Origin of the sequence: Peribacillus sp. YIM B13481, from assembly GCF_042787985.1 — a bacterium.
GTDB lineage: Bacteria > Bacillota > Bacilli > Bacillales > DSM-1321 > Peribacillus > Peribacillus simplex_A.
The window spans coordinates 154719-168635 of the sequence record NZ_JBHZPE010000001.1 but is presented as its reverse complement, the minus strand read 5'-3'; the positions used below and the strand labels follow the sequence as shown (position 1 = coordinate 168635).

General features: G+C 42.9%; 9 protein-coding genes. 6 read left to right on the top strand and 3 right to left on the bottom strand.

Annotated elements, in window-relative coordinates:
• Positions 1–54: 54 nt before the first annotated feature.
• Positions 55–1044 (bottom strand): ABC transporter substrate-binding protein, encoded by a 990-nt coding sequence (locus tag ACFX4X_RS00850; RefSeq protein WP_089361958.1) that lies wholly within the window; start codon positions 1042–1044, stop codon positions 55–57.
• Between the two features lie 190 nt (positions 1045–1234).
• Between ACFX4X_RS00850 and ACFX4X_RS00845 the strand changes: the two genes are divergently transcribed.
• Together ACFX4X_RS00845 and ACFX4X_RS00840 are read left to right on the top strand one after the other, a co-directional pair.
• The gene (locus tag ACFX4X_RS00845; protein WP_061465580.1) at positions 1235–2239 is read left to right on the top strand and encodes a FecCD family ABC transporter permease; all 1005 of its coding nucleotides are present in this window, start codon (positions 1235–1237) and stop codon (positions 2237–2239) included.
• Positions 2236–3291 (top strand): FecCD family ABC transporter permease, encoded by a 1056-nt coding sequence (locus ACFX4X_RS00840; protein WP_089361957.1) that lies wholly within the window; start codon positions 2236–2238, stop codon positions 3289–3291. Before ACFX4X_RS00845 ends, ACFX4X_RS00840 begins: the two co-directional genes overlap by 4 nt.
• A gap of 56 nt (positions 3292–3347) precedes the next feature.
• Here ACFX4X_RS00840 and ACFX4X_RS00835 read toward each other — a convergent pair whose 3' ends face one another.
• Both ACFX4X_RS00835 and ACFX4X_RS00830 read right to left on the bottom strand, forming a co-directional pair.
• A complete protein-coding gene (locus ACFX4X_RS00835) occupies positions 3348–3881 on the bottom strand; it encodes a YceI family protein (RefSeq protein ID WP_284469263.1) in 534 nt (177 codons plus the stop codon).
• A gap of 188 nt (positions 3882–4069) precedes the next feature.
• Positions 4070–6265: an MMPL family transporter gene (locus tag ACFX4X_RS00830; RefSeq protein WP_377381062.1), complete on the bottom strand. Its 2196-nt coding sequence runs from the start codon at positions 6263–6265 to the stop codon at positions 4070–4072.
• Positions 6266–6729: 464 nt separating this feature from the next.
• On the opposite strand from ACFX4X_RS00830, the gene ACFX4X_RS00825 reads away from it, so the two are divergent.
• The 4 genes from ACFX4X_RS00825 (at position 6730) to uvrA (ending at position 13824) form a co-directional block, all read left to right on the top strand.
• The gene (locus ACFX4X_RS00825) at positions 6730–8307 is read left to right on the top strand and encodes a catalase (RefSeq protein ID WP_284469264.1); all 1578 of its coding nucleotides are present in this window, start codon (positions 6730–6732) and stop codon (positions 8305–8307) included.
• Between the two features lie 195 nt (positions 8308–8502).
• Positions 8503–8733: a CsbA family protein gene (locus ACFX4X_RS00820; protein WP_061465576.1), complete on the top strand. Its 231-nt coding sequence runs from the start codon at positions 8503–8505 to the stop codon at positions 8731–8733.
• A gap of 219 nt (positions 8734–8952) precedes the next feature.
• Positions 8953–10938 carry an excinuclease ABC subunit UvrB gene (gene uvrB / locus ACFX4X_RS00815; RefSeq protein ID WP_377380857.1) on the top strand — a complete coding sequence of 662 codons (1986 nt, stop codon included), beginning with the start codon at positions 8953–8955 and terminating at the stop codon, positions 10936–10938.
• A gap of 6 nt (positions 10939–10944) precedes the next feature.
• On the top strand, positions 10945–13824 hold the full coding sequence (uvrA, locus tag ACFX4X_RS00810; RefSeq protein ID WP_377380854.1) for an excinuclease ABC subunit UvrA: 2880 nt from the start codon (positions 10945–10947) through the stop codon (positions 13822–13824).
• The last annotated feature ends 93 nt before the right edge of the window (positions 13825–13917 follow it).

Genomic DNA, 13917 nt, shown 5'->3' with positions numbered 1-13917 from the left:
CTCGAATCTTATATCGAGAAAGGCCGTTTTAAGTAGGATTGCGATCTTGTATTCTTACTTTTTAAGCATGATTTTTTCTATATCATCCAGCATTTTATTAGCTGCAATTACTCCGCCGGCCGTATTCCATGTTGCGTCACTAACCTCATAAGCATTTCCTTTTTTGACTGCATCAAGGTTTTTCCAAAGTGGATCATTAGTCCACTCTTTTGCAGAGCTTAGTGCTTGTTTGTCGCCTTCAGGAGCGTAGGTGAAGTAAAAGAGAATATCTCCATCCATTTTAGGGATGGCTTCTTTCCCAACCTCGATGGCAAGGTTGCCTAATTTATTATTTGGAGTGAACAGTTCCTTCTGTTGTTCTGGACGTTTAAATCCTAATTGATCGAAAATCACTCCAGAGAATGAATCTGTATAATAAATACGAGTTGTTCCAGCCATGAAACGAACAATGGAAACTTTTTGATTTACCTTATCACCCAATTTAGCTTTAAGGTCTTCTGTGCGTTTATCGAATTTAGCAATTACGTCGTTTCCTTTTTCTTCAAGGTTCAAGGCTTTCGCATATAGTTTAAAGTTTTCTTTCCAATCTCCTCTTAGCGTTTCAGAAAAAACGGTAGGGGCGATTGCATTTAACTTATCATAAACAGCTTCTTGGCGTATCTTGCTTCCGATAATCAAGTCAGGCTTCAGTGATGCGATTTTCTCTAAGTTAACTTCATGTTCAACACCAACAACTTCGACCCCATCCATATCATCTTTAATATGGTCGTACCAAGGGTCACCAAGCCATGATTTAACGGCACCAACAGGTTTGATTCCTAAAGCAAGTAATGCTTCAGTGCCTTCATTTGTTAGAACGACCACTCTTTTAGGCGTTTTTTTCAATTCGGTAGTGCCCATGGCATGCTCTATTGTGTAGCTTGTGTCTTTTTTCTTGTCTTCAGCTTTATTTCCTTCGGCTTGATCCTTCGAATTCCCGCAAGCTGCTAAAAGGAAGACTGCAAATATTGTAAAAATCGTTAAAAATGACTTTAATCTAAACATCTATGTATCCCTCCCAATTTTAAAGCAAATGATAATCATTCGCACTTACCAGCATCATCATAAAATGAATATACTTTTCTGTCAATATATAATTGAAAATGATTCTCAAAATCATTGACATAATCCTGTTAACGCCAGTACAATTGAATAAAATAAGGATTTACAAACGTGATTGGAAAGGTAACTGGTTATGTTATTAAAAAATTCATGGCAGAAATGGATGGGGCTATTCATTACCATTCTTTTGCTGCTGTTTTTACTATGCTCAAGCATTGTATACGGATATACAAATACAACATGGCAAATGGCTATTGATGCTTTTACCCATTTCAATGGGACGAATGAACACATTGTCATTCAATCAGTCAGACTTCCACGGGCCCTGATCGCATCGGCAATTGGTGCAAGTTTAGCCATCTCGGGGGTTTTGATGCAAACGCTGACTAAAAATCCCCTCGCATCTCCAGATATATTCGGGGTCAACGCAGGCGCGGGATTGGCGGTTGTCACTGGGGTCACCGTTTTTGGGATAAGCAATCTTCAAGTATTCACTTGGTTGTCTTTTATAGGGGCAGCCATAGCCGCGATAAGCATATATATGATTGGAAGCATGGGACGGGGCGGCTTGACACCGATGAAGCTGACATTGGCCGGTGCAGCCATGACTGCCATGGTATCTTCACTGACACAAGGTCTTCTCGTTTCCAACGAGGCCCTTTTAGAGCAAGTCCTATTCTGGCTTGCTGGATCAGTTTCCGGAAGAAGTTTAGACAATTTAATAGCCGTCCTGCCTTATCTTACTGTTGGCTGGGGCATTGCCTTGGTCGTCTCCGGTAAAATGAATGTGTTATCCATGGGTGAAGATGTTGCAAAAGGTCTTGGACTGAATATAGTTTTCCTTAAAATTGTTCTGGGACTGGCAATCATTCTGCTCGCTGGAGGATCAGTGGCGGTTGCAGGCCCGATTGGTTTTATAGGAATTGTCGTTCCGCATCTTACCCGTTCAATAGTAGGCATTGATCATCGCTGGTTGATTCCGTTCTCTGGACTTTTCGGAGCGGTGCTTTTGATCACAGCAGATATCATATCCAGGTATATCCTGATGCCTCGAGAAGTTCCGGTTGGAGTCATGACAGCCATAATCGGAACCCCATTCTTTATTTATATAGCTAGAAAGGGGTTCAGCGGTCGATGAAATCGTTTAAGAGCTTTCGTTTTTTTAATGAAAAAATATCATTCTTAATGGATAAAAAAGCCATGATCGTGATCTTTATATTATTTTTAGTCACTTCATTAGTATTTGTGATCAGTACTGGAGTGGGTGAAATGAATATACATCCTTTGAGTGTCCTCCAGGTCTTTATCGGAGGGGGGACTGAGGGCGATCGGCTTATCATCCAATCTTTCCGGCTGCCTAGAATAATCGTTGCTCTCTTGGTAGGGATGGGTCTTGCAGTAGCTGGAGGAATCCTGCAAGGGATGATTCGAAATCCACTTGCCTCCCCTGATATCTTGGGGATAACAGGAGGAGCGACTGTAGCGGTCGTTGGCTTCATGGCCATTTTTAGCGACAAGAATCATTCCTTAACGGTGAGCATCAATTGGCTGCCGTTAGCTGCATTCATTGGGGCGACAGTCGTAGCTTTACTTGTTTATTCATTAGCCTGGAAAAATGGAGTTCCCCCGATAAGGCTTGTGTTGATCGGGATTGGGGTGATGGCTTTAATGAAGGCACTCACAACAATGATGATGATTCTTGGCCCAGTCTTTCTAGCGAGCCAGGCAAACCTTTGGATCACGGGATCAGTGTCAAACTCCAGCTGGAGTAATATTGCTGTGCTTGCTCCGTGGACGATTCTATTCCTTTTACTTGCCTTTCTGTATGCTAGAAATATTAATTTACAGGAGCTAGGCGATGACCTTGCAACGGGGCTTGGGGGGCATGTCCAAAAACAGCGATTTACATTATTGATGATCAGTACAGCATTGATTGGTGGTTCTACAGCTTTTGCTGGAGGAATAGGCTTTGTGGGATTAATGGCACCCCACATGGCTAGAAGGCTGGTTGGTTCGAGTTTTGGAGTGTTATTGCCGACTTCAGCTTTGCTAGGTGGCATCCTGGTTATGGTGGCGGATTTGGTTGGACGGACCTTATTCTCACCTTTGGAAATACCGGCTGGTGTCTTTACAGCGAGCATCGGGGCTCCATACTTCATTTATTTACTGTATAAAACGAGGAATTCGTAAATCCGGTAAATGTAGAAAGAAGCAGTCATCCTAGGGATGGCTGCTTCTTTATTTCATTAAGCTTCTTTAGCTGCTTCGATTTCGATGGTTAGAGTGATTTGATCCCCGATTAGTACGCCGCCTGTTTCTAATGCTGCGTTATAGGTTAAACCATAATCACTGCGTTTAATTTTCCCTTTTCCGCTAAAGCCTGCTTTTTCATTACCCCATGGATCTTTTCCTTGGCCTTCGAAGGTGATGGCGAAAGTTTCTTCTTGTGTGATTCCGTTAAGGGTTACATTACCTGTTACATCGTATTCATCATCATCCGTGTTTACTATTTTTGTTGATTTGAATGATAATGTAGGATTTTTTTCTACATCAAAAAAGTCAGCAGAACGCAAGTGATTATCCCGATCTGCATTGCGTGTGTCAATACTGGCCACATCAACGGTAAACTCGATATCCGCAGTTGTTAGATCCGATGGATTTGCTGAAATGATTGCGTCGAATTTGCTAAAACTTCCTTTTACTTTAGCGATCATCATATGTTTTACAGAAAATTCAATAGAACTGTGAGTCGGGTCGACTGTCCATTTTGTATTGGTCATGGTTATTCCTCCTGAATATTAATCTTGAACTTATATATCTTTAATTTGAGATACTTGAACTTAATGTAATTATAAGAGGTGAAAGTAATAGTGTCAACTGAAAGTTTTCCTTTATTTAGAAAACGTGTAAAAACCCTGTGCATTTAAGGGGCACAGGGTTTTTTAAGAAGAGGTGTGATTACCTTTCTTTATAAATTGTCATGTTGTTTCACTTGTTGATTAGTCACTTTACTCGGCCAAAAGGCACGTCGGTCAAGTAGGGAGGTTATCGCAGGAACCAGGAAAGGGCGTACGATGAATGTGTCCATTAACACACCCAGGGCGGTAATGAGCCCGAATTGAACCAATACTTGAATGGGAAGTGTGGCAAGAACGGAAAAAGTGGCTGCCAAGATTATTCCGGCGGAAGTGATCACACCGCTAGTTTCTGTAACGCCTTCTCTTATGGACTGCTTGATTGGCCTCGTTTTTTTCTTGCGCCAAATGCTTGAAACCATGAAAATGTTATAATCTTCTCCAAGTGCGACCAGGAATACGAATGAATAAAGTGGAATTGTCCCCTCTATGGCATCCACACCCATGAAATAGTGCAAGATTATCCAGCCTAAGCCCATAGCCGCAAAGAATGAGAGTATGACTGTTCCCATTAAATACACCATGGCTGTCATAGATCGCAAGTAGGCTAAAAGGAGCAAGGAAATCAGGACGATGATAATCGGGATGATCATGAATTCATCGGCTTTTACGGTATCCCTTTTATCAAATTGTGTCGCAGTTTGCCCGCCAACCCAAACTTTTTCATCAACTGAAGAGACATTGGCCGCCTTCAATTCTTTCTCCGCCATGTTGCGGATTTCTGGAATTGAATCAATGGCCTCAATATCATATGGGTTTATGTTGAATGTGACTCCATAGGATTGCAGATTTTTATTTGATTTACTTGTAACTGGATCAGCAACACTTTCAACGATGCTCATCCCTTTTAATGCATCCGACAAATCGATATCCTTACCATCCGTATCGACAACCACTGTGGCTGGTGCCAGTTCGCCTGGTGAGTAAGAGTTGGATATGACAGTATAGCCTTCCCGGGAGTTCATATCTTTAGGGAAAGAAGAGAGAATATCATATGAATATTTTATTTGCGAAGAATATCCAGCTAAAACACTGAAGATGAGCAGGCATGTAAGAATGACGGTCCATGGTTTGGTTGTGACGATATTACCAATCCAATTACCGATTCGGCCTGATCCTTTAAATTTTTTGACGGCTTTTCCCTTTTTCTTAGCACGTGCTTCTTCCATTTCTGGTGTGCGAGGAACGATTGGGAAGAAGGAAGCCCTACCGAATACAGAAAGCAATGCCGGTACAAGTGTTAAAGCCGCTACCATCATGATTAAAATGGACAAGCTGAATGGTACAGCAAAACGGTGATAGGCTCCGTATTTGGCTACAAGCAATGTTAGTAGGGAAATGACGATCGTAAGGCCGCTCATCGCAATGGCGCCTGATGAATCTTTGAATGCCGCGATCATGGCATCCCGTTTACTTTCATGAGTCCTTAATTCACTTCTGTAGTGAGAGATTAAAAATAGACAATAATCCGTTCCTGCACCGAATAATAATACGGTCATGATTGAAATGGCCTGTGAATCGACTGTAATCCAACCATGGTCTGCCATGAATCCAAGGATCGGACTTGTGACAAGATACGCGAAGCCTACTCCGATTAGCGGGATGATGGCTAAAAGCGGGGAACGGTAAATGAGCAATAAGACAACAAGTACAAGTATTACAGTCGCTAAAAGCAATTGGAAATCAGCACCTGAAAATAATCCCGTTGCATCGACGGATATCCCTACAGGGCCCGTCACTCGAAGGGATAATTCATCTGAATCCGTCGGGACCTTGAATGGGTCCAATCCAATGCGTTCCGATACTATTTCATTAATGGTTCCAAGATTTTTTTCCAGAATGGCAGTCCCGGTCTTTTCCTTAAAGAAAAGCGGCTGTACGAAAGTCGTTCCATCCTCTGAAACTGATTCTTGCAGAGCAGGCAATGGGATGTCATGAAGCGGTGGTAAAAAAGATTGCTGTGTAAGTGGGTTATCTGTAAGTTCTTTGGAGATGTACTGGATTTCGGCCAAGTCGGCTGCTGTCAGTCCGCCTTCCCGATGCCATGTCAGCAGGGCCGGTAATCCTGAAGAATTCGGAAACTCTTCGTTAATAAGTTCATCAGCCACGACAGAAGCAGAGTCTGCAGGCAAGTCAGCGGCATTATTCGCTGTTCGATCATTTACTGCAGGCAATGTGAAGGTTAATAGAATTGCTGTAATTATCCATACAGCAATGACAATCCAACGACTGGTTTTTCCAGTCATCATCCTGCCAAGTCTTCCTAATATTGATTCGTCCAATGAAGGCACCCCGCTTTTTGTTTTTTATCCTTACTTCATTATATTTGTGTTTTGCTAGCTTATACAAAAATGGGTATGCTCCCTAAGCTTCAATCCATCATGAATCCCGTTTGCAGCGTTTCTTGATAGTTACTGGGTGCTAACAGTTTTTCTTCCGTAGGATTGGGAATGAATCCTGATCCAACTAAAATGGCAGTTGTTTATTAGCTCTAATATCCTGCAAATTACGCGTTTTTGTACCTCGATTCCTTATATGTTTTTTCGATTTTATGAAGCGGCGTTATTAATGGAGTGAAAATATACTTATTCACATATAGGAGAAAAGCAATTATTTATCTGATTTCTATTAAATTTGAAGATTGAAGAGTGAAATAAAGGGAATAGGGGAAAGTATAGTATGTTGGCTTTTATTAACAAAGGAGGGAATTTTTTTGTCTGATAAATCCAAAAAAACCAATGATGAAGCGCAAGAAACATTAACGAACAGGCAAGGGCACCCCGTAACGAATAACCAGAGTCTTAGAACTGTAGGGAACAGAGGTCCAAGTACACTTGAGAACTACGATTTCCTGGAAAAGATCAGCCACTTCGATAGGGAGCGGATTCCTGAACGTGTCGTGCATGCCCGTGGTGCAGGTGCACATGGTTATTTTGTTCCGACTGGTAAAGCAGGGGAAGAGCCGATTTCAAAATATACGAGAGCGAAGGTTTTTCAGGAAAAAGGTAAAAAAACACCGGTATTCGTGAGATTTTCATCTGTTATTCATGGAGGGACGTCACCGGAAACGCTACGTGATCCCAGGGGGTTTGCCGTAAAATTTTATACGGAAGATGGGAACTGGGATCTTGTAGGGAATAATCTGAAGATATTCTTTATCCGAGATGCCATGAAATTCCCTGATCTGATCCATGCATTCAAACCGGATCCGGTTACGAATATCCAGGACGGAAGAAGGATTTTCGATTTTTGCTCCAGCTCCCCAGAAACATTTCATATGATTACGTTTGTTTTTTCCCCTTGGGGCATTCCTGCCAATTACCGCATGATGCAAGGGTCAGGGGTCAATACTTATAAATGGGTGAATGAGGAAGGCAAAGCCGTACTTGTCAAGTATCACTGGGAACCGAAACAAGGGATCAAGAACCTGACACAGAAAGAGGCTAATGAAATACAAGCTACGAATTTCAATCATGCCACACAGGATTTATATGAAGCGATCGAACGTGGGGACTACCCGGAATGGGATCTAAACGTACAGATCATGAGTGATGACGATCATCCTGAATTGGATTTTGACCCGCTGGACGATACAAAGATCTGGCCGAAAGATGAATTCCCATGGCTGCATGTCGGTACGATGGTATTGGATAAGAATCCGGAAGACTATTTCACTGAAGTGGAACAGGCTGCATTCGGCACGGGTGTCCTAGTGGATGGATTGGACTTCTCGGATGACAAGATGTTACAGGGACGTACTTTTTCTTATTCCGATACACAGCGTCACCGTGTTGGCGCGAATTACCTGCAATTGCCGATTAATGCTCCAAAGAAACGGACAGCCACGAATCAGACTGGCGGACAGATGCAATATGAAGTTGGCAGGGGGAACCAAAGCCCCCACATCAACTACGAACCATCAACAGTTGGCGGTTTGAAAGAAGCTGAACAGACGGGCAAGGAGTATACACCTATGGTAGAAGGGAAACTTGTCCGTGAGACAATCGATCGCCAAAGCAATACGAAGCAGGCCGGTGAAACATTCCGTGAATTCGAAGATTGGGAAAAAGATGATTTAATCTCCAATTTAGTGTCGGCATTGGCTCCTGCCGACAAGCGCATTCAGGTAAAAATGATTGCCCTCGCTGAAGAGGCTGATGAAGAGTATGGCCGCAGATTGAAAGAGGGATTAGCCTCGGCTTCTGAACATACGCAATCTTCAAAACCTCTGGGTGGAACGGATAACCCGGAGGCCGCAGTTAGAAAAGGACATGAAGCCGATCCATATTGATTGGTCTGAAAAGAAGCAAACATCCCTTTAAAAGGGGTTTGCCTCTTTTTTTTATGGGCATAATTGATGGATGGGTGGGTGGAACGATCTTCTAAGGATGCTTTTGAAAAACTAGTGGGAAATTAATTGGCAAAAAACTTCATAATCATTTAAACTGAAACTACTCTATTTTTCTCTTATAAAGGAGATGAAAAAATGATTAAAATTCTTTCTGCCCTTTTCTTTCCTTGTCTACTTGTCATGCTATTTTCAAGAGTCACCTATAACAATGTCGTGGGCCTTGTTTTAACTGTTGCCTTGATTACAGCTTCTGCATATAAAGGTTATACGCATACAAACTTATTGATCATCGTTGATGCCTTATCCCTTACAGTGGGATTTTGGTTATCAAAAAGAATGATGAAACGAACATCCAAGAGCGCCTGACATCAAAGGTGCTTTTTTTTTCTAAAAACTTTCCATTTCCCTCAACAAACCATGAGTCCATAAAACCAAAAAGTAGAATGGATGTTCGCTTATTGCTGGTTTGTTTTGAGGCTATTGTGGTAGAATGAGTATATATACTTTCTTAAACCGGAATAAATAGAAGGGATATGCTCATGTCCCGTTTTCATATAAAAATATTTCAATAGGAGGCTATGCTTGGTGAAGGATAAGTTTGAGTTAGTCTCAAAATACTCTCCTCAAGGAGATCAACCTGCAGCAATTGAAATGCTTGTCAAAGGCATTAAAGAGGGAAAGGAAATGCAGACATTATTGGGGGCAACGGGGACAGGGAAAACGTTTACCGTTTCGAATGTTATTCAACAAATCAATAAACCGACACTTGTCATTGCCCACAATAAAACGTTGGCAGGGCAGCTTTACAGTGAGTTCAAAGAGTTTTTCCCTAATAATGCCGTTGAATACTTCGTCAGCTATTATGATTACTACCAGCCAGAAGCTTATGTTCCCTCCACTGATACATTCATCGAAAAAGATGCAAGCATCAATGATGAAATCGATAAACTGCGTCACTCGGCAACCTCGTCATTGTTCGAAAGGAAAGATGTCATCATCATTGCCAGTGTTTCGTGCATATATGGGCTGGGTTCTCCGGAAGAGTACAGGGAGATGGTTGTTTCTCTCCGTACAGGCATGGAAATAGACCGAAATGCCTTGCTCCACAGGCTCGTGGATATTCAATATGAGCGGAATGATATCGCTTTTCAACGGGGAACTTTCCGCGTTCGCGGTGACGTGGTTGAAATTTTCCCGGCATCACGCGATGAACATTGTGTACGGGTCGAGTTTTTCGGAGATGAGATAGACCGTATCCGTGAAGTCGATGCCCTGACTGGTGAAATCACAGGTGAACGCGAACATATCGCTATTTTCCCAGCTTCCCATTTCGTGACCCGAGAAGAGAAAATGAGGATAGCCATTCAGAATATCGACATGGAACTGGAAGAGAGATTAAAGGAATTAAGGGAAGATGAAAAACTTCTTGAAGCACAGCGCTTGGAGCAGCGGACCCGTTATGATTTGGAAATGATGCGGGAAATGGGCTTTTGTTCAGGGATAGAGAACTATTCCCGCCATCTAACGCTTCGCCCATCAGGTGCGACACCTTACACTTTAATGGATTACTTTCCAGAGGACTTCCTATTGGTCGTGGATGAATCACACGTTACCCTTTCGCAAATCCGGGGCATGTTCAATGGAGATCAGGCACGAAAGCAAGTGCTTGTCGATCATGGCTTCCGTCTGCCGTCTGCAAAAGATAACCGCCCTCTAAGATTTGAAGAATTCGAAAAAAAGGTCCATCAATCCATATTCGTTTCGGCAACTCCGGGACCATATGAACTCGAACATACGCCAGAAATGGTTCAGCAGATCATCCGTCCAACCGGATTGCTGGATCCAACGATTGAAGTGCGGCCAATTGAAGGACAGATAGATGACTTGATCGGTGAAATACAGGAGCGGGTCAAAAAGAACGAACGTGTCCTCATTACGACCTTAACGAAAAAGATGTCTGAAGATTTAACTGATTATTTAAAGGAAATTGGCATCAAGGTCCAATACCTCCATTCGGAAGTGAAGACCTTAGACAGGATAGAAATCATCCGGGAACTGCGAATGGGCAAATATGATGTACTTGTCGGAATCAATCTATTAAGGGAAGGCCTGGATATTCCGGAAGTGTCATTAGTGACCATTCTGGATGCCGATAAAGAAGGGTTCCTTCGCTCGGAACGTTCGCTTATTCAAACGATGGGCCGTGCAGCCCGTAATGCAAACGGCCACGTTATCATGTATGCAGACCGCATCACGAATTCGATGGAACTTGCCATCAATGAAACGAGGCGGCGCCGTGAAATACAGGAAAATTATAATAAAGAGCATGGAATAATGCCTCAAACCATTCAAAAGGATATCCGAGACTCCATCAGGGCCACACATGTAGCCGAAGAAGGAGAAGCGTATAAAGAAGATCTTGCACCAAGCCTCGCGAAGCTCCCTAAAAAAGAGCGTGTTAAAGTGATGGCAAGCATGGAAAAAGAAATGAAGGAAGCTGCTAAGGCACTGGACTTCGAGCGAGCTGCCGAGCTACGTGATTTATTACTAGAGTTAAAAGCGGAAGGGTGACGAAACATGGCAATGGATAAAATTGTGATAAAAGGCGCCAGGGCCAACAATTTAAAGAATATTGATATCACGATACCGAGAGACAAACTTGTTGTGCTAACCGGATTATCCGGATCTGGAAAGTCTTCCTTGGCCTTTGACACGATTTATGCAGAAGGGCAAAGGCGTTATGTGGAATCATTGTCCGCTTATGCGCGTCAATTTTTGGGCCAAGTGGATAAACCGGATGTCGATGCGATTGAAGGTTTGTCACCAGCCATTTCCATAGACCAGAAAACGACCAGTCGAAATCCTCGTTCAACCGTGGGGACTGTTACGGAAATCTATGATTATTTAAGGCTGTTATATGCACGGGTGGGCAGGCCGACCTGTCCGATCCATAATATTGAAATCACCTCACAAACGATTGAGCAAATGGTGGACCGCATCCTTGATTACCCTGAGCGAACCAAGCTCCAGGTATTGGCACCGCTTGTCTCAGGCAGAAAAGGGACACATGCAAAGGTTTTGGAGGAAGTTAAGAAACAAGGATATGTCCGAGTTCGTGTGAACGGGGAAATGCATGATCTTAGTGATGAGATCACTCTCGAAAAAAATAAAAAACATTCGATTGAAGTCATAATAGACCGGATCGTCATTAAAGAGGGTGTCATGGCGCGGCTGGCAGATTCACTGGAAAGTGCTTTGAAGCTTGGCGAAGGCAAGGTCATCATTGACGTTATGGGTGAAGAAGAGCTGCTGTTCAGTGAACATCATGCTTGTCCATACTGCGGATTTTCGATTGAAGAGTTAGAGCCGAGGATGTTCTCCTTCAATAGCCCTTTTGGAGCCTGCCCGGATTGTGATGGTTTGGGGGCGAGGCTTGAGGTGGACCGTGATCTGGTCATCCCGAATAAGGAATTAAGCCTCCGTCAGCATGCTATTGCGCCATGGGAGCCGACGAGTTCTCAATATTATCCTCAGCTTCTTGAAGCGGTAGCCAACCATTATGCGATAGATATGGATATGCCCGTTAAAGATTTACCGGAAGATAAATTGGAGAAGGTCTTGCTTGGTTCAGGTAAAGATAAGATTTATTTCCGTTATAAAAATGATTTTGGAAGAGTGCAAGAAGGATATATTCCTTTTGAAGGAGTTTTAAGAAACATTGAAAGGCGCTTCAAGGAGACGAGTTCAGACTTTATTCGTGAGCAAATGCAGAAATATATGTCAGAACACCACTGTCCAACCTGTAAGGGTCACCGATTGAAAAAAGAGAGTCTTTCTGTGCTCATACAAGGGGCCCATATAAGTGAAACAACAGCTTTATCAGTGGAAGATGCGTTAGTATTTTTCGATAAGCTTGATCTGACTGAAAAGGAAGCTGCAATTGCGAGATTGATTTTACGTGAAATTCATGAGCGGCTCGGTTTTCTAGCCAATGTAGGTTTGGAATATCTGACGTTGAGCAGGGCGGCAGGAACATTATCAGGCGGCGAAGCGCAACGTATACGATTGGCGACGCAGATCGGTTCCCGATTGACAGGAGTCCTGTACATCTTAGATGAACCTTCAATAGGGCTTCATCAGAGGGATAATGATCGATTAATTGAAACGTTAAAGAATATGCGCGAAATCGGGAACACCCTGATTGTTGTTGAGCACGATGAAGATACGATGCTTGCAGCGGATTATTTGATCGATGTTGGTCCTGGAGCAGGAGCCCATGGGGGAGAAATAGTGGCCGCTGGGACTCCGGAAGAGGTCATGAATAATCCTAAATCGTTAACGGGCCAATATTTAGCAGGGAAGAAATTCATTCCTTTGCCATTGGAACGCCGGAAGAATGATGGTCGTGTCATTGAAATAAAGGGTGCCAAGGAAAATAATTTGAAAAACGTTAATGTAAAATTCCCTCTTGGAGTCTTTACAGCCGTTACAGGAGTCTCGGGATCAGGGAAAAGTACATTGGTGAATGAGATCCTCCATAAGTCTTTGGCTCAAAAGCTGAATCGGGCCAAAGCTAGACCAGGAGATTTCCGTGAGATCAAGGGCATTGAGCATTTAGACAAAGTCATTGATATTGACCAATCACCGATCGGTAGAACGCCAAGATCAAATCCAGCTACCTATACAGGTGTATTTGATGATGTTCGTGACGTTTTTGCCTCGACTAATGAAGCGAAGATCCGCGGTTATAAAAAAGGACGGTTCAGTTTCAATGTGAAGGGCGGCCGCTGTGAAGCTTGCCGTGGTGATGGCATTATCAAGATTGAAATGCATTTTCTCCCTGATGTCTATGTCCCATGTGAAATCTGTCATGGGAAACGTTATAACAGGGAAACGCTTGAAGTGAAATATAAAGGGAAAAACATCTCTGACATTCTCGAAATGACAGTTGAGGAAGGCGTTAGTTTCTTTGAAAATATCCCGAAAATCAAACGTAAGCTACAAACGATTTTTGACGTTGGCTTGGGTTATATCAAGCTTGGACAGCCTGCGACCACATTATCAGGGGGGGAAGCGCAAAGGGTGAAACTTGCTTCTGAATTGCATCGCCGTTCCACTGGGCGCTCCTTTTATATCTTGGATGAACCAACTACAGGACTTCATGTCCACGATATAGCGAGGTTGCTTGAGGTCTTGCAGCGGCTGGTTGACAATGGGGATACAGTTTTGGTGATTGAGCATAATCTGGATGTCATCAAGACGGCGGACCATATTATTGACCTAGGTCCGGAAGGCGGAGACAAGGGCGGAACGATCGTCACTTATGGTACACCTGAAAAAATATGTGAAGTGTCCGAATCATATACGGGGAAATACTTAAAACCAGTACTGACTCGTGATCAAATTCGCATGGAAAATTGGATTGAAGAAAAAGAACAAGAGCATGAACATGCTTAAAAGAACAAGCCGGCCGGCTTGTTTTTTTTGTAGAAAAATGACAATGTGCATTTAATCAATCATTTGATTAAACAATAGGTAAACATGATATTT